This is a genomic window from Pseudidiomarina sp., assembly GCF_048267825.1.
Lineage (GTDB): Bacteria > Pseudomonadota > Gammaproteobacteria > Enterobacterales > Alteromonadaceae > Pseudidiomarina.
This window is the reverse complement of the sequence record NZ_JBLWWR010000001.1, coordinates 467150-482992: the sequence shown is the minus strand read 5'-3', so window position 1 is coordinate 482992 and position 15843 is coordinate 467150. Positions and strand designations below refer to the sequence as shown.

At 51.2% G+C, this 15843-nt stretch carries 16 protein-coding genes; 9 read left to right on the top strand and 7 right to left on the bottom strand.

Annotation, left to right across the window (positions count from 1 at the left end; all coding sequences use genetic code 11):
- Window positions 1-32: 32 nt before the first annotated feature.
- The 9 genes from dnaX (at window position 33) to ACN0UN_RS02425 (ending at window position 9661) form a co-directional block, all read left to right on the top strand.
- Complete coding sequence (gene dnaX, locus ACN0UN_RS02465) at window positions 33-1955, top strand: DNA polymerase III subunit gamma/tau (RefSeq protein WP_417658571.1); 1923 nt, start codon at window positions 33-35, stop codon at window positions 1953-1955.
- A 21-nt stretch (window positions 1956-1976) separates the two neighbouring features.
- Window positions 1977-2306 (top strand): YbaB/EbfC family nucleoid-associated protein, encoded by a 330-nt coding sequence (locus ACN0UN_RS02460; protein ID WP_128351009.1) that lies wholly within the window; start codon window positions 1977-1979, stop codon window positions 2304-2306.
- A 14-nt stretch (window positions 2307-2320) separates the two neighbouring features.
- Window positions 2321-2929: a recombination mediator RecR gene (recR, locus tag ACN0UN_RS02455; RefSeq protein WP_128351008.1), complete on the top strand. Its 609-nt coding sequence runs from the start codon at window positions 2321-2323 to the stop codon at window positions 2927-2929.
- A gap of 123 nt (window positions 2930-3052) precedes the next feature.
- Window positions 3053-4939, top strand: coding sequence for a molecular chaperone HtpG (htpG, locus tag ACN0UN_RS02450; protein ID WP_417658570.1), 1887 nt, complete (start codon window positions 3053-3055; stop codon window positions 4937-4939).
- 166 nt (window positions 4940-5105) lie between these two features.
- Window positions 5106-5750, top strand: a complete 645-nt coding sequence (adk, locus tag ACN0UN_RS02445; protein ID WP_417658569.1) for an adenylate kinase — start codon at window positions 5106-5108, stop codon at window positions 5748-5750.
- 92 nt (window positions 5751-5842) lie between these two features.
- A complete protein-coding gene (locus ACN0UN_RS02440) occupies window positions 5843-6247 on the top strand; it encodes an MAPEG family protein (protein WP_417658568.1) in 405 nt (134 codons plus the stop codon).
- Window positions 6244-7053, top strand: coding sequence for an alpha/beta fold hydrolase (locus ACN0UN_RS02435; RefSeq protein WP_417658567.1), 810 nt, complete (start codon window positions 6244-6246; stop codon window positions 7051-7053). Before ACN0UN_RS02440 ends, ACN0UN_RS02435 begins: the two co-directional genes overlap by 4 nt.
- 26 nt (window positions 7054-7079) lie before the next feature.
- Window positions 7080-8255, top strand: a complete 1176-nt coding sequence (locus ACN0UN_RS02430) for an aminotransferase class V-fold PLP-dependent enzyme (protein WP_417658566.1) — start codon at window positions 7080-7082, stop codon at window positions 8253-8255.
- 11 nt (window positions 8256-8266) lie between these two features.
- On the top strand, window positions 8267-9661 hold the full coding sequence (locus ACN0UN_RS02425) for an MATE family efflux transporter (protein WP_417658565.1): 1395 nt from the start codon (window positions 8267-8269) through the stop codon (window positions 9659-9661).
- Here ACN0UN_RS02425 and hisIE read toward each other — a convergent pair.
- From hisIE to hisD, 7 genes are read right to left on the bottom strand one after another with little or no spacing between them, the layout of a single operon-like run.
- Window positions 9652-10266, bottom strand: a complete 615-nt coding sequence (hisIE, locus tag ACN0UN_RS02420; protein WP_417658564.1) for a bifunctional phosphoribosyl-AMP cyclohydrolase/phosphoribosyl-ATP diphosphatase HisIE — start codon at window positions 10264-10266, stop codon at window positions 9652-9654. The two genes, ACN0UN_RS02425 and hisIE, sit on opposite strands and share 10 nt — an antisense overlap.
- A 15-nt stretch (window positions 10267-10281) precedes the next feature.
- On the bottom strand, window positions 10282-11058 hold the full coding sequence (hisF, locus tag ACN0UN_RS02415; RefSeq protein ID WP_417658563.1) for an imidazole glycerol phosphate synthase subunit HisF: 777 nt from the start codon (window positions 11056-11058) through the stop codon (window positions 10282-10284).
- On the bottom strand, window positions 11040-11777 hold the full coding sequence (hisA, locus tag ACN0UN_RS02410; RefSeq protein ID WP_417658562.1) for a 1-(5-phosphoribosyl)-5-[(5-phosphoribosylamino)methylideneamino]imidazole-4-carboxamide isomerase: 738 nt from the start codon (window positions 11775-11777) through the stop codon (window positions 11040-11042). The genes hisF and hisA overlap by 19 nt, the downstream gene beginning before the upstream one ends.
- On the bottom strand, window positions 11758-12375 hold the full coding sequence (gene hisH / locus ACN0UN_RS02405; RefSeq protein WP_417658561.1) for an imidazole glycerol phosphate synthase subunit HisH: 618 nt from the start codon (window positions 12373-12375) through the stop codon (window positions 11758-11760). The genes hisA and hisH overlap by 20 nt, the downstream gene beginning before the upstream one ends.
- A complete protein-coding gene (hisB, locus tag ACN0UN_RS02400; RefSeq protein WP_417658560.1) occupies window positions 12372-13457 on the bottom strand; it encodes a bifunctional histidinol-phosphatase/imidazoleglycerol-phosphate dehydratase HisB in 1086 nt (361 codons plus the stop codon). The genes hisH and hisB overlap by 4 nt, the downstream gene beginning before the upstream one ends.
- Window positions 13454-14548 (bottom strand): histidinol-phosphate transaminase, encoded by a 1095-nt coding sequence (gene hisC / locus ACN0UN_RS02395; protein ID WP_417658559.1) that lies wholly within the window; start codon window positions 14546-14548, stop codon window positions 13454-13456. The genes hisB and hisC overlap by 4 nt, the downstream gene beginning before the upstream one ends.
- Window positions 14545-15843 (bottom strand): histidinol dehydrogenase, encoded by a 1299-nt coding sequence (gene hisD, locus ACN0UN_RS02390; protein WP_417658558.1) that lies wholly within the window; start codon window positions 15841-15843, stop codon window positions 14545-14547. The genes hisC and hisD overlap by 4 nt, the downstream gene beginning before the upstream one ends.

The window sequence follows — 15843 nt, the reverse complement described above, 5'->3', positions numbered from 1 at the left end:
ATCTGAAGCGACCGATTAAGAAGATATTGGCAATGAGCTATCAAGTTCTCGCACGCAAGTGGCGACCACGAAATTTTAGTGAGGTAGTGGGGCAGCAGCATGTGCTGAAACCTCTCTTCAACGCGCTGCAAACAGGCCGTTTGCATCATGCGTGGCTACTCACTGGTACCCGTGGTGTTGGTAAAACGACAATCGCGCGTATTCTTGCTAAAAGCCTGAACTGCGAGAAGGGCGTAACGGCGGAACCTTGTGGTCAATGCTCGGCCTGTACAGCCATTGATCAGGGCCGGTTTGTCGACTTGCTGGAAATTGATGCCGCATCGCGCACCAAGGTTGAAGACACGCGCGAGTTGCTTGATAACGTCCAATATGCGCCAACGCAAGGCCGTTATAAAGTCTATCTTATCGATGAAGTTCACATGTTATCCCGGCACAGCTTTAATGCGCTGTTAAAAACGCTGGAAGAGCCACCAGAACATGTGAAGTTTTTGCTTGCCACAACCGATCCTCAGAAATTACCCATCACCGTTTTGTCTCGATGCTTGCAGTTTAATCTGAAGGCTTTGTCACGGGATGAAATTGCAGGGCATTTGCAAAAAGTCTTAGCGGCGGAATCGATTGCGTTTGATGAGGCGGCCGTTCAAGCGATTGCGCGTGCGGCACAGGGCAGTTTGCGCGACGCATTGAGTTTAACTGATCAAGCGATTGCGCAGGGCGATCATGCCGTAACCATGGCTGGCGTTCAGCAAATGCTTGGCAGTGTGCCAAGTTATCAACTGGTTCAGCTGATGCAGCAACTGTTGGCTGGCGATGCTGAAGTGATGCTGCAAACTTTGGATGCTGTTGCGGGTCAGGTACCTGACTTAAGCTTTCTATTACCTGAAATGCAAAATTTAGTGCATGAGTTGGCGTTATTTAAAGCAGTACCTGCGACAGCACAAGCAACGGGCCTTGAGCCTGCTGCGCAGCACTTAGCGCAGCAATTGCCGGCCGAGCTGTTACAGGTTTTCTACGATATTTTGGTGCAGGGCCGCCGTGATCTCAATTACGCCAGTGATGTACGCAGCGGTGTGGAAATGACACTGTTACGCCTCATGGCATTTCGACCTGAGTATCTCGAGGTGGTTGAAGCCCCAGCCGAAATGGTCACTAAAACGAAGACGGTTACAGCCACCGCGCCACCGCCTTCGAATCTAACAGCGCCACAACCAGAGCCTGAACCAGAACCAGAACCTGAACCTGAGCCTGAGCCTGAACAACAGCAACAGCAACAGCCTGAATCTGACGCGGAACCTGAGAGTACGCGACCGAACGACTTGCAAGCATTGCTTGCAACGCGCGACGCGCTGTCGCAAAAAAAAAATCCTGAAGTAGCGGAACAGTCAGCTCCAACTCAAGCGGCGTCAGAACCACCTTCTGAGCCGGAAATGACAGCCCATGAACACGTTGAAGATACCGGGCATCAAGGAGCCCCAGATCAGATTGAAGAACCTGCAGTTCAGCAACCGGAGCATGTGCAGCCACATACGCAACAACTTCCTGAGCTTGAAAACGAAATCACCGCAACCACGAAACGTGCCGCAGAAATAGACCGTTGGGCTGCGATGATCGATGAGCTCGACTTGCATGGGCTGACACGCCAACTTGCCCGCAACAGCGTACTGCAGAAAAATAACGACGCGTATGTTTTGATGGTGCGAAAAAATTGGGCTTACCTGTTGAATGATGGCGCGGTAGGCACCATTAAAGAAGTGATGGCCGCCCAGTTTGATATGACGTTGCAGGATATTTTGGTGGGCGACGCCGCTGCGGCCACTCCGGTTGAGATTCAACAGCGTATCAATGCACATCGGTTGGACATTGCCAAGCAATCCTTAGCAGATGATGAAATTGCGCAGCAGCTTGAACGTACATTTGGAGCGCAGCTTAACGCTGACTCCGTAAAACCTGAATAACTTAAGCGAATAGAGGTAGTTATGTTTAAAGGCGGAATGGGTAACATGATGAAGCAAGCGCAGCAGATGCAAGATCGCATGCAAAAAGCGCAGGCTGAAATCGCAAATTTAGAAGTGACTGGCGAAGCCGGTGCCGGCATGGTGAAAGTAACCATGCTAGGTAATCATAACGTACGACGTGTCAGCATTGATCCGAGCCTGTTCGAAGACGACGATAACGAAATGATTGAAGACTTGGTTGCTGCGGCAATCAATGACGCAGTGCGCCGCGTTGAACAAACCAGCAAAGAGAAAATGGCTGAAGTAACTGGCGGCATGAACTTACCACCAGGTTTCAAGATGCCGTTTTAAGAAAAGGCTCCTGTATGCGTCTTAGTCCTGCGATACAAGAATTGGTCAATGCACTGCGCTTATTGCCTGGTGTGGGACCAAAAAGTGCCCAACGTATGACGTTTCAACTGTTGGAACGTCAGCGTGAAGGTGCTTTGCGCTTGGCACAGGCGCTCACCGAAGCGGTGGAGCGGGTGGGGCATTGCAGTCAATGCCGCACCCTAACTGAAGAAGATGTATGCGCTATTTGTAGCGATGAGAAGCGCCGCACCAGCGGATTGCTGTGCATTGTTGAAACCCCAGCAGATGTGCTGGCGATTGAACAAACAGGCCAGTATCAAGGCAGCTACTTTGTACTCATGGGGCACTTGTCGCCACTTGACGGTATTGGCCCTGAAGATATTGGCTTAGACATACTGGCCAAGCGCTTACAGCAAGAACCGATTGAAGAGATCATTTTAGCAACCAACCCGACGGTTGAAGGCGAAGCGACCGCGCACTTTATTGCTGACCTAGCGCGTGCTCGTCAAATACGCACCTCGCGTATTGCCCATGGGGTGCCTGTTGGCGGCGAACTGGAATATGTCGACCAAGCAACGTTGGGGCATGCATTCAGTGGCCGTAAAACCATGGAGAACAATTAATTAGGTATTAATTGGCTAAATTACGTCAATGGCGCTTGAAAACATCGGTGCCACCCCCATCTTTCTTCTATACCTCATTTAATCACATTCGATTAACCCAGAAATAGTGTAGGAGAGATCACTATGGCGGAAACCCGTCAAGCAGAAACCCATGGTTTTCAAACCGAAGTGAAGCAATTGCTTCATCTGATGATTCATTCACTTTATTCAAATAAAGAAATCTTTCTGCGCGAGCTTGTATCAAACGCATCGGATGCCGCTGACAAGTTACGTTTTAAAGCGTTAAGCGATAGCAGCTTGTTAGCTGATGATGCCGAACTGGCAGTTCGCGTGAGTGTTGATAAAGCCGCTAATACCATTACCATCAGTGACAACGGTATTGGTATGACCCGCGATGAAGTAATGACCAACCTTGGTACCATCGCAAAATCAGGTACCGCCGACTTCTTTAGCCAGCTTTCTGGCGACCAAGCAAAAGACAGCCGTTTAATCGGTCAGTTTGGTGTTGGTTTTTATTCGTCATTTATTGTTGCGGACAGCGTCACCGTACGTACTCGGGCAGCAGGCTCTGATAAAGGCGTAGAATGGTCTTCACGCGGTGAAGGCGAGTACGATTTGCGCGAAATCGATAAGGCCAAGCGCGGTACTGATATTATTTTGCATGTGCGCGAAGACGCCAACGAGTACCTCGACGAATTTCGTTTGAAGAGCATCATTACCAAATACTCTGACCATTTGAGCATTCCAGTACAAATGCCGAAGCGTGATGAAGACGGCAAGCAAGATGGCTGGGAAGCGGTTAACTCCGGCCAGGCTTTGTGGACGCGCGAGAAGGCGGATATTTCCGACGAAGACTACAAAGAATTCTATAAAACCATCGCCCATGACTTTGACGACCCACTGCTGTGGAGCCATAACAAAGTGGAAGGCACTTCGGAATACACCAGCTTGTTGTATATTCCTAAGCGCGCACCGTGGGATCTTTGGAACCGTGACACACAGCACGGCATTAAGCTATACGTGAAGCGCGTGTTCATTATGGATGACGCCAAGCAGCTGATGCCAACCTACCTGCGTTTTGTGCGTGGTTTGATGGACTCGGCAGACTTGCCACTGAACGTGTCGCGCGAAATTTTGCAAGACAACAAGATAACCCGTTCAATGCGCAACGGTAGCACGAAGAAAATCCTGAGCATGTTGAGCAAGCTGGCGAAAGACGATGCCGAGAAATATCAAGAGTTTTGGAATACCTTTGGTGCGGTATTAAAAGAAGGCCCGGCCGAAGACCATGCGAACCAAGAAACTATCGCTGGCTTATTGCGGTTTGCATCAACGCATGAAGACACCAGCGAGGCGAAAGTTAGCCTTGATGCGTACCTTGAACGGATGTCGGATAAACAGGACAAAATTTACTACATTGTTGCTGACAGCTATGAAGCTGCCCGTGACAACCCAGCGTTAGAGATATTCCGTAAGAAGGGTATTGAGGTTCTGCTGTTGTCAGAGCGCATTGACGAATGGCTCATGAGTCATTTAACCGAGTATAAAGAGAAGCCATTCCAGTCTGTAACACGTGGCGATCTTGATCTTGGCGACTTAGAAGACGAGGCCACCAAGAAACAGCATGAAGAAGCTGAAAAAGCCTTTGAGAAGCAATTGGAACGCTTTGAAAAAGCACTTGGCGATAAAGTTAAATCGGTGCGCGTCACCCATCGATTAACTGATTCACCAGCGTGTATTGTCACAGATGACAACGACATGAGTACTCAAATGGCCAAGCTAATGGAAGCGGCAGGCCAAAAAGTGCCGGAAACCAAGTATATTTTTGAGATTAATCCAGAGCATACTTTGGTACAACGCATTGCAGGGCTTGATGACGATGCGCGTTTCGGCGAATGGGTGCATGTGCTGTTTGATCAAGCAACCCTGGCGGAGCGTGGCAGTTTGAAAGACCCAGCGCAGTTTGTGGCACGGTTGAACAAACTGATGTTAGAGCTTACCCAAGGCTAAATGCTGCGGAAACTTCCAAATTGCGGAAAATAGCAGCAAATAAGCTAATATCGAGCATTGTCCGACCAAAGTCGGCAATGCTCGGACTTGTAAAGCCTGTTGCTGCAAGGTAAAGTTCGACCTTAACTTTTCCGCATTAAACACATTAAGTAAGAAGAGGTTGTTCATGCGCATTATCCTGTTGGGCGCTCCGGGCGCAGGGAAAGGTACGCAAGCGCAGTTTTTGATGAAAACCTTTGGGATTCCGCAAATCTCAACGGGTGACATGCTGCGCGCTGCAATTAAACAAGGTACCGACTTAGGTAAACAAGCCAAAGCCGTGATGGATGCAGGTAAACTGGTGTCGGATGACATCATGATTGGCTTGGTGAAAGAGCGTGTGGCACAGCCGGACTGTCAAAACGGCTTTTTGCTTGATGGTTTTCCACGTACTATCCCGCAGGCTGACGGCATGCATGCTGCAGGCATTGATGTAGACGTGGTATTGGAATTTGATGTGCCAGACGAAGTTATCGTTGAGCGCATGGCGGGCCGTCGGGTACACCCTGGTTCAGGCCGCGTGTATCACGTTTCCTACAACCCCCCTAAGGTTGCAGGGAAAGACGATGAAACTGGCGATGATTTGGTCATTCGTGATGATGACAAAGAAACAACCGTGCGTAAGCGCCTGTCAATTTATCATGAACAAACCGAGCCTTTGGTGGCATATTATCGTAAACTAGCTGAACAAGGTCAGGTTAAGTTCCACAAAGTTGATGGAACCGGTGACGTTGAAGATATCAGTAACGAACTTGGTCGTTTACTGAAGTAACCTTCAGCGCACGAAAGCAGAATTCGAAAGCCCACCTTGTGTGGGCTTTTTTGTAGCCAATTTCATGTCATATAAGAACAAGGAAATCAGTCATGGACATCAATCTGCCAATTAGCATGTTGTATGCAGGATTACTTACCCTGTTATATTTTGTCTTATCAGTGAATATTATTCGCTTACGCTGGCGGGATCGCGTGGGCCTTGGCACTGGCGATTCACATGATTTAAAAGTTGCAGTGCGCATTCACGGTAATTTTGCAGAATATGTGCCGTTATCGTTATTGTTATTGGTCGTAATGGAACTGCAGGGTGCTTCAGTGGGCTTATTGTACGGTTTAGGCGCCACGTTATTTGTAGCGCGTATTTGTCATGCTTTGGGTTTAACCATGTCAGTTGGGCCATCGTGGGCGCGCACCGTTGGCGTACTGGGTACCTTTAGTGTGTTGTTATTGCAGGCCGGGTACCTGATTGGCGCCTTTATTGGTGGTGCTTTATGAGTTTACTAGCCGGCGTACATCGCTTTGGTGCTATAGGTAAACCGCCATTGCTGTTATTGCACAGTTCGCAAAGTAACAGCGGTCAATGGCGCGGCCTCATTCAACAGCTGGGTGCGCAGTTCGACATCTTGGCGATTGACTTGTTGGGCTATGGCAAAGCGCCGGCTACGGATGATATTGAAGCAGAAGCGTTTCGCTTCGCCGATGAATTACCCCGCGTACTGGAAGCGATTGCGGCAGCGCAGTGGCAACAGCCTATTACGCTGGTTGGGCATTCATACGGCGGTGCTTTGGCATTAAAACTTGCGCTGGAGCAACCGGTACCGGTACGTGAACTGGTGGTGTTTGAGCCGGTGGCATTTCATGTGCTGGAAGCCAACGAACCCGCACGCGCCGAGATAGAGCGAATCGCCGCACAGATGTACCAAGAAGATGCGGAAGCTGCGACACGCGGGTTTGTTGATTATTGGAATCAGCCGGGCTTTTTTGATGCGCTTCCGGAGCGAATTCGTGCCGGTATGACCGCTCAGGCAGCTAAAGTAACGCGAGATTTCGCCGCCCTTATGGGCGAGCCGCACAAATTATCGGATTATCGCAATGTGACTGTGCCGGTATTATTGCTGCAAGGCAAACACACGCAAGAGAGTGCCCGTTGTGTTGCACATCATCTATTGCAAGTTCTGCCTGATGCACAGTCGGAAACGCTCGACTGCGGGCATATGGGGCCAGTCACACATCCGCAGTTGGTGAACCCAGCGATTGTTGATTTTGTCACCCGTCATCGCGACGCTGAGTGTCTGGTTTAATCCCAAACGTTTAGGTTATAACGAGCATGAATGAGTTCGCGTTGCTTCGCCAGAATCCTAATCTTATCTATTTCGATAGCGCGGCGACCTGTCAGGTTCCGGATGCGGTGTTGCAAGCCCACACAGCTTATTACCAAAAGCATCATGCCAATGTGCATCGTGCCAGCCATCAGCTTGGGCGAGCGGCGACTACAGCGCTTGAGCAAGCACGCAACGAACTTGCTGCATTTATTGGTGCTGATGCTGAAAATGTCACCTTGCAGGCATCAACGACTGCCGCTTTAAATGGTCTTGCGCAGCAACTTCCCATTGCCTGGCAAGCGGGCGATGAAATTGTATTAAGCGCCGCGGAGCACCATGCAAACATTTTGCCGTGGCAACGCCTCGCGCAGCTTCATGATTTAAAACTGAGATACATTCCAATTGATCGGCAAACCGGTGAACTTGGTGCATGGCAACATCTGTTAAATGCACGCACCCGGCTTGTTAGTGTTACTGCCGCCAGCAACGTAACAGGCGCGATATTCGATATTCAGCCGCTGTTACAAGCTGCCCGCGAGCAGGGTGCCATAACCATTGTTGATGCGGCTCAAATTGCGGCGCACATAGACATCAATATGGCCAACTGGTGCTGCGATGCGCTCATTTTCAGCGCGCACAAAGTGTATGGGCTGAACGGCTGTGCGGTAACCTATTTAGCGCCTCAGTTATGGTCAGCCATGGCACCCTTTCAGGTAGGCGGCGGTATTGTGCAGCAGGTTACCGAAACCACTGCAAAATGGATTGATACCATCCATAAATTTGAAGCTGGCAGCCCTAATACTGGCGCTGCAGTGGCCGCTGCTGCAGCGGTTAATTGGCTGCAACAACAGCAACCGCATGCACACCTCAAACAATTGCGAGCCCAGTTGGTGCAGCAGTTGCACGCACGCGATTGGTTGAACGTGTTGCCAGGCGGTGCTGCTCACACGCCAACTGTGGCGTTTTACAGCGATGACTTTCAAGCCTACGACATTGCCGCATGGCTTGATCAACATAATATAGCGGTGCGGGCTGGCCATCATTGTGCGCAAGTTTTATTGCAACATTGGCAGGTACCAGCGGTCGTCAGAGTGTCATTAGGGGCGTATAATACCGCCGACCAAATTAACCGTTTCATAGAAACCCTGGATGCTGGTTGGGCCTTATTCGGCTCAGACTAGGAGTAGCAAACGTGCAACAACCAAATCATTGGTGGGTTGAGTCGATTAAGTTAGGCCGCCTCACTGGGCCTATTTTGATTGCGCAATTAACGCAAATGCTGATGAGCGTGGTCGATACGCTCATGGCTGGCCGTGTCAGTGCCACAGATCTGGCAGCGGTGTCGGTCGGGGGCAGCATTTGGGTACCGTCAACATTATTAATTTTAGGCTTAGCGCTCGCGTTGGCACCGATTATTTCGCATTTTGATGGTGCTGGTAAGCAACACAAAGTGGGCAATATGGTGCAGCAGGGCATCTACGCGGCGTTGGCTGGCGGGGTGTTGTGCTTAGCGGTTATTATGTGCGCACCACTCATACTCAACGCCATGACCGTTGAAGAAGAATTCCGTCGGGTTACATTAGACTACTTGTACTTTGTCAGTTTTGGCATTCCCGCATTGGTACTGTACATGGTGCTACGTAATTTCTGCGAGGGCTTATCGCATACCATCCCTTCGTTGGTTATTGGCGTGCTCGGTTTAATCGTGAATATCCCAGTTAACTACATCTTTATTTATGGTGAGTTTGGTATGCCGGCGCTCGGCGGTGCTGGGTGTGGATTGGCGACAGCCATTGTGCTGTGGGTAATGGCTCTGGGCATGTTGGTGTACGTGTCGGTGGTGGAACGGTTTAAAAAACTGCAGGTGTTCAAGCAGTTTCATGCACCGAACTGGGACGACATTTGGTACATTTTGCGGTTGGGCTTCCCAATTGCCACGTCGATGTTCTTCGAGGTGAGCCTGTTTGCGGCTGCTGCCCTGGTGATTGCACCGCTTGGCGCTACGGTTGTGGCCAGCCATCAAATTGCCCTCAATATCTCCTCATTGGTCTACATGGTGCCACTGAGTTTATCCATGGCGGTTACCTTACGCGTTGGCTTTGCGTTAGGGGCAGGGAACCCTGCTAACGCCATGTTGAGTCATAAATTAGCAACGCTTTACGGTATGAGCTTTGCGGCTGTGAACGGACTGATCATGTACCTTGCCGGCGCATGGCTGGCGGGGCTTTATACGGAAGATCAGGCGGTCATTCAGCTATCTGCCACGTTAATGGGGCTGGCAGCTATATTTACGTTGTCGGATACTTTCCAGGCCATTGCTATCGGTACGTTGCGTGGCTACAAAGACACCAAAGTGGTGATGTTTATTACCTTTGTGTCGTATTGGCCGTTTGGCTTAACATTGGGTATTATTTTGTCATTAACCGACTGGATAGTGCCGGCAATGGGCGCCGCGGGTATGTGGATTGGCTTTATTATTGGCCTAAGTAGTGCGGCTGTATTGTTAAGCTGGCGACTGCTGATAGTCAGCCGCCGTTACAAGCGCGATCATAGTGCACGCTTTGAGCAGGCAGCGGCTCAGGACTGATGCCGCTGTTGCAGTACTGCAAGCACATCGTTAACGGACAAGTCACGCGCGGCCAGCACTACCAGCAAATGGTAGAGCAAGTCGGCACTTTCATTGAGTAACTCGTCGTTGTCGCCCGCGGTTGCGGCGAGTGCCACTTCAACACCTTCTTCCCCAACTTTTTGCGCGGCGCGTTTAATGCCTTGGGCAAATAACGATGCGGTATAGCTGCTGTCAGCCGTCGCACCTTTGCGCGACTCAATGGTATCCATAAGCTTTTGCAACATTGGCAATGCGGCCGCGTCGCTAAAACAGCTGCGTGTGCCCAAATGGCAGGTAGGGCCTTGCGGTAACGCGAGTAGCAACAGGCTGTCTTGGTCGCAGTCTGTGTGCACACTGAGCAGCTGCAGGGTGTGGCCTGAGCTTTCCCCTTTGGTCCACAAGCGTTGTTTACTGCGGCTGAAAAACGTCACGTGCTGCGTTTCGAGTGTTTTCGTTAATGCGGCAGCATCCATATAGCCTTGCATGAGTACTTCGCCACTTAAACCGTGCTGCACAATTGCCGGCAGCAACCCTTCGCCTTTGGCAAAGTCGACTTGATTGGTATTGGCTTGAGTAATAAGCATAACTCTTTCCCTTGCTTACGCCGGTCGCACTGCGATGCCCGCGTCGATTAATGACTGTTTGAGGGTACTGATTTGAATCAACCCTTTATGAAACACGGAAGCGGCTAACGCACCGTCTACGTTGGCTTGATTAAACACGTCGTGAAAGTGCTCGATGCTACCCGCACCGCCGGAAGCGATCAACGGCACCGGACAATCAGCGCGCAAGCTGAGCAGTTGCGGAATATCATAACCTTTGCGCACGCCGTCTTGGTTCATGCAGTTCAGTACAATCTCGCCAGCGCCCCGCGCTACAACTTCACGCAACCATGCACGGGTTTGCCAGTTGGTTTTTTGTGTGCGGGTTTCGTCGCCTGTAAATTGGTACACGTCATAGGTATCGGTTTGCTCGTTGTAGAAGCTATCAATACCAATCACAATACATTGCTGACCGAATTCGTCGACCAAGGTGTTGATCAATTCAGGATCACGCAGCGCCGGTGAATTGATGGAAATTTTATCGGCACCCATGGCCAGTATTTCCTGGGCATGTGCAATGGAGCTAATACCACCAGCAACCGTGAATGGAATATCAATCACGCGAGCAATACGCTCAACCCAAGACTTATCAACCACCCGTGCATCCGACGAGGCGGTGATATCGTAGAACACTAATTCGTCGGCACCCGCTTGGGCATATTGCTCGGCTAAGGGCTCAATGGCACCAATCACTTCATGGTTGCGAAATTGAACGCCTTTTACCACCTCACCGTTACGAACATCCAAGCAGGGGATTATGCGTTTGGCCAGCATGCAAGCGCCTCCTCAAGAGTAAATTGTCCGGTCAGCAAGGCTTTGCCTAAAATAGCGGCGTCGCAATGAATGGCCTGTAATGCGGTTAAGTCAGCCAGGCCAGCAACACCGCCCGATGCCTGGATAACCAACTGCGGGTACTGCTGCTTAAGGTGGCGGTATAAATCCACATTGGTGCCGCTGAGCATACCGTCGCGGCTAATATCGGTGCACAACACATGCCGTAGCCCATAGGGCAGAAAATCTTCAATCATTTGATTGAGGGTTAAATCAGAAGTTTGTTGCCACCCGTGGGTTGCCACATAGGCCGTGCCGCCGGCGTCAATATTTACATCAAGTGCCAACACGATGGCATCAGACCCGAACTCTTGTAGCCACTGTTGCACCAAATGTGGGCTGCGTACTGCGATGGAACCAATCACTGCGCGTTGTACGCCAGCCGCAAATAGCCGGTCAAGATCGTCGCGGGTACGAATTCCGCCACCAATCTGCACGTTCATGGTGGTTGCGGCGGTAATTTCTTCTATAAGGGCAAGCTGCCGTTTTGCAGGGTCACGTGCGCCATCAAGATCAACCAAGTGCAGCCATTGCGCACCAGCCTGCTGATAGGCGGCGACCAATGCCAATGGATTGCGGGCAAAGGTCGTTTGGCGCGCAAAGTCACCCTGTTGTAAGCGAACTACCTCACCATTAATTAAATCAAGCGCGGGTATTAGCATCAGTTAACTCCAAGAAATTCTTTAATAATTTGCTGCCAGCGCTCCCTGAGCGCTCCGGATGAAATTGGGCACCAAAATAATTACGGTGGCGGATCATCGCAGCAAAAGGTTGGCCATAATCACAGGTTGCGATAGTTGCCGCATCCGGTGCTACTGCATAACTATGGACAAAATAAAACCACTCAGGTTGCGCAAGGCCATGCAATAACGGGTTATCGCCAACCGCCGTTACGGTATTCCAGCCCATGTGTGGCAGCGGTTGCTGCTGTGCTTGCATGCGCAGAGTTTGAGCGGGAATTACGCCTAAACAATCCACGTTACCTTCAGCGGACCAGGTGGTGAGCAGTTGCATACCTAAACAGATACCCAGCACCGGTTGTTGTAACTGCTGCAGGGTGTCTACAAGCTCTAAGCGCTGCAAATTACGCATGGCGGCCTGAGCCGTACCCACACCGGGTAAAATAACCCGGTCGGCGGCTTGAATGCGTGCGACATCAGCCGTTACTTCAGGCTTTATACCCAAGCGCTCGCAGGCAAAGCGCACCGAACTTAAATTGGCGCAGGCTGTGTCAACAATCACCAACTGCTTACTACTCATGCCAACATACCTTTGCTTGACGGTAATTCGTTGCTACCACTGCGTGCAATGGCTTGACGTAATGCGCGGCCGAACACTTTAAACAAGCTTTCTACTTGGTGATGGGCATTGCCTTCAGTGGTGCTTACGTGCAGCGAAATAGCCATGGCGTCACTGATAGAACGGAAAAAGTGCCCAACCATTTCGGTTGAAAGTTCACCGACGGTGTCGCGGCTAAAGTCCGCTGCAAATTGCAGGTACGGGCGACCCGATAAATCAATCAGGCACTCGGCACGGCATTCATCCATTGGCAGGGCAAAACCAAAACGGCCAATGCCACGTTTGTCACCTAATGCTTGGCGCAGCGCTTGTCCAAAGGCTAAGGCGGTGTCTTCTACCGTGTGGTGTTCATCTATGTGCAAATCGCCTTTCACTTTAAGCTGCAGTGAAAAACCACCGTGGGTGGCTATCTGTTCCAGCATGTGGTCAAAAAAGCCAATACCGGTGCTAATGTCGATTGGTTGCGCTGCATCTAAATCAACCGCAACGCGAATGTCGGTTTCACGGGTCGTGCGCTGCACAGTCGCTTGCCGTGGCTGTTTTAGCAGTGCGTGACCAATCGCTTGCCAACCATTGCTGGTGCGGTCATAGCGGATGCTACGAATGCCCATGTTTTCGGCCAGTTGTAGATCAGTCTCGCGGTCGCCAATAACGTATGAATCCGTAAAGTCGACTTTGCCTTGCACCAGGTAGTCGCGCACCAGGCCCAGTTTCGGCTTACGGCAACTGCAGTTGTCCTGGTCGAAGTGTGGGCAAATAAGTACGTCGTCAAAGCGGATGCCTTGCGAGCTGAATATGTCCATCATCAAGCTATGGGGTGCATCAAAATCCGCTTGCGGAAAGCTATCCGTGCCCAAGCCATCTTGGTTCGACACCATCACCAGACGGTAGCCTTTGCTTTGCAACGCCAACAGTGTGGGAATCACGTCTGGCTCAAATACCAGCTTATCGACACTGTCGAGTTGCTTATCAATCGCCGGTTCTTCTACTAAGGTACCGTCACGGTCGATAAATAAAATTTTCTGAGCATTTGCAGAGCTCATGGTAATACCTCCAATAACTGGTTCATCTCGTCGGCGCTGCCGATACTCATGCGTACTGTGTTGTCCAGGCCGCGTTGGGCGGATTGATTTCGGATCAGTACACCGGCGGCACTGCATTGGCTAACCAGCTCGCTTGCATCAGGCACGCTCACCAGCACGAAATTGGTGCAACTTGGCCAAACCTTTAATGCCCACGGCTTGGCGGTCACCTGTTTGATAAACGCATCGCGCAGGCTCACGGTATCAGCTAGCAGCTGTTGCATGGCCGAAATACCAGCGCCAGTTAGCGCACGCTCGGCAATGTCCAAACAAGGCTGCGGCATGGGATAGGGCGCAATAACTTTGCGTAACACGTCTATCACATCGGTATTGGCTAACGCGAAGCCACAGCGAATAGCGGCCAGGCCAAATGCCTTAGACAACGTTCGCAACACCACCAGTTGTGGGTAGGTGTTTAACCAACTGGCAATGGTGTTCAGTTGCTGCACGCCACTGGCCGCGGCAAACTCAATGTAAGCCTCATCCAGCACTACCAGCGCTTGCTCACCGACCAGCTCGAGCAGTTGTTCAACGTCGGCTAAATTAAGGTGATTACCAACTGGATTTGAAGGGTTACACACGAACACCAGTTTGACACTATTACCGGCGGCCGTCAGTTCTTTACCCATGCCTTCAAGGTCAAGTTGCAGTGACGTGTCTTGCGCGTTACGCAGGGGCACATCAATCACGCCTGCCCCGTGGGTTTGTGCGCTAATCGCGTACATGCCGTAAGTTGGCGTGGTGATCATAATGCTGTCTTGCCCCGGCTCACAAAAGCTGCGAATCAACAGGTCAATGGCTTCGTCACTGCCCCGGCAACTCAGCACTTGCTGGGTTTGCACGCCAGCGTAATCCGCATAGGCACCATTGAGCCGATCGCTTTGAAAGCTTGGGTATCGGTTTAGCTGCTGCTGGTCGGCAGCCAAGCTAGGCGTTGCCGGAGCTTCGTTGGCATTCAGCCATACCGCGCCGCCACTCATGCTGCGTCGCGCTGAGGCATAAGGGGTTAACTGCGCCAAGTGTGTGCGCTGCAATTGGGTAGCTAAGCTCATGGCTTGTCCTCCAGGCGGATGCTAACGGCGCGCGCATGGGCTCGCAAACCCTCGGTTTCGGCAAGGGTCATAATTGCCGAGCTCAAGCCGCTTAGGCCAGCTTTTGAAACTTTTTGGGTGGTATAGCGCCGATAAAAATCGAGTAAGCCCAAACTGCTGTAATTGCGCGCGAAACCATAGGTTGGCAACACGTGATTGGTGCCAGTTGCATAGTCACCGCCAGATTCTGGGGTGTAGTGCCCAATAAAGATAGACCCCGCTTGCGTTACTTGCGCCAAATAGTCGTCGGCATTATCAAGTTGCAACGACAAATGCTCAGGAGCATAGCGCTCGCTAATGGTGCAGGCTTGTTCCAACGATTCGGTTTGAATCAATGCGCTTTCAGTGAGTGCCTTGCGCGCTGTAGCAGCGCGTGGCAGCACCTCTAACTGGCGGGCAATAGCCGCCTGAGTGGCTTCAATCAGGGTTGCACTTGGGCTGAGCAATAGCACTTGTGAATCGGCACCGTGTTCCGCTTGTGACAGCAAGTCTGCAGCAACAAATTCAGGGTTGGCCGAATCATCAGCTATCACCAAGAGTTCAGAAGGGCCGGCTGGCATATCAATTGCTGGCCCACCGTTACGTTGCGCCATTTGTTGTTTTGCCGCAGTAACGTAGCTGTTGCCCGGGCCAAAAATTTTGGCGACGGGTGCGATGGACTCTGTACCTACCGCTAGCGCCGCAATAGCTTGCGCGCCACCACAGCGATACACCTCAGTGATGCCACATTTTTGTGCGACATACATCAGGGCAGGGCTAAGTTCACCGTCTTTATCTGGCGGGCTAACCAACACCCGGCGCGGGTTGTTCGCGATTTGCGCGGGTACGCCAAGCATCAGTGCGGTGGATGGTAATACCGCGCTGCCACCTGGAATGTACAAGCCAACTGACTGCAAGGCCTGAAAGCGCTGGCTACAGACCACACCCGGATAAGTTTCTACGCTGATATCACTGGGCTGTTGTTGTTGGTGAAAAGTGTTGATGGTTTGGTATGCGGTATCAATGGCTTGTTTAACTGCAGGCTCAAGCAATTCAGCACGACGCGCAATGTCGGCTTCACTGTAACGAAGCTGCATGAGCGTGTCGCAGTCAAATTGACGGGTGTAGCGCAACACCGCCGCATCGCCATCGGCTGCAACAGCATCAATGATGGCTGCCACTTGTTGCTGCAATTCACGTGACTGTGACTGCGTTGGTCGCGCTAAAACCTGCGCTTGCTCGGCGGCCGATAATTGTGACCATTGTAAGATCTGCAT

Excerpts from the sequence above, each read along its gene's own strand:
- hisIE (WP_417658564.1), bottom strand. The coding sequence starts at position 10,266 with ATGCTTATTACTCAAGCCAATACCAATCAAGTCGACTTTGCCAAAGGC.
- hisC (WP_417658559.1), bottom strand. The coding sequence starts at position 14,548 with ATGAGCTTAGCTACCCAATTGCAGCGCACACACTTGGCGCAGTTAACC.
- hisF (WP_417658563.1), bottom strand. The coding sequence starts at position 11,058 with ATGCTGGCCAAACGCATAATCCCCTGCTTGGATGTTCGTAACGGTGAG.
- hisH (WP_417658561.1), bottom strand. The coding sequence starts at position 12,375 with ATGAGTAGTAAGCAGTTGGTGATTGTTGACACAGCCTGCGCCAATTTA.
- htpG (WP_417658570.1), top strand. The coding sequence starts at position 3,053 with ATGGCGGAAACCCGTCAAGCAGAAACCCATGGTTTTCAAACCGAAGTG.
- recR (WP_128351008.1), top strand. The coding sequence starts at position 2,321 with ATGCGTCTTAGTCCTGCGATACAAGAATTGGTCAATGCACTGCGCTTA.
- ACN0UN_RS02430 (WP_417658566.1), top strand. The coding sequence starts at position 7,080 with ATGAATGAGTTCGCGTTGCTTCGCCAGAATCCTAATCTTATCTATTTC.
- ACN0UN_RS02435 (WP_417658567.1), top strand. The coding sequence starts at position 6,244 with ATGAGTTTACTAGCCGGCGTACATCGCTTTGGTGCTATAGGTAAACCG.
- ACN0UN_RS02440 (WP_417658568.1), top strand. The coding sequence starts at position 5,843 with ATGGACATCAATCTGCCAATTAGCATGTTGTATGCAGGATTACTTACC.
- hisB (WP_417658560.1), bottom strand. The coding sequence starts at position 13,457 with ATGAGCTCTGCAAATGCTCAGAAAATTTTATTTATCGACCGTGACGGT.
- dnaX (WP_417658571.1), top strand. The coding sequence starts at position 33 with ATGAGCTATCAAGTTCTCGCACGCAAGTGGCGACCACGAAATTTTAGT.
- adk (WP_417658569.1), top strand. The coding sequence starts at position 5,106 with ATGCGCATTATCCTGTTGGGCGCTCCGGGCGCAGGGAAAGGTACGCAA.
- hisD (WP_417658558.1), bottom strand. The coding sequence starts at position 15,843 with ATGCAGATCTTACAATGGTCACAATTATCGGCCGCCGAGCAAGCGCAG.
- hisA (WP_417658562.1), bottom strand. The coding sequence starts at position 11,777 with ATGCTAATACCCGCGCTTGATTTAATTAATGGTGAGGTAGTTCGCTTA.
- ACN0UN_RS02460 (WP_128351009.1), top strand. The coding sequence starts at position 1,977 with ATGTTTAAAGGCGGAATGGGTAACATGATGAAGCAAGCGCAGCAGATG.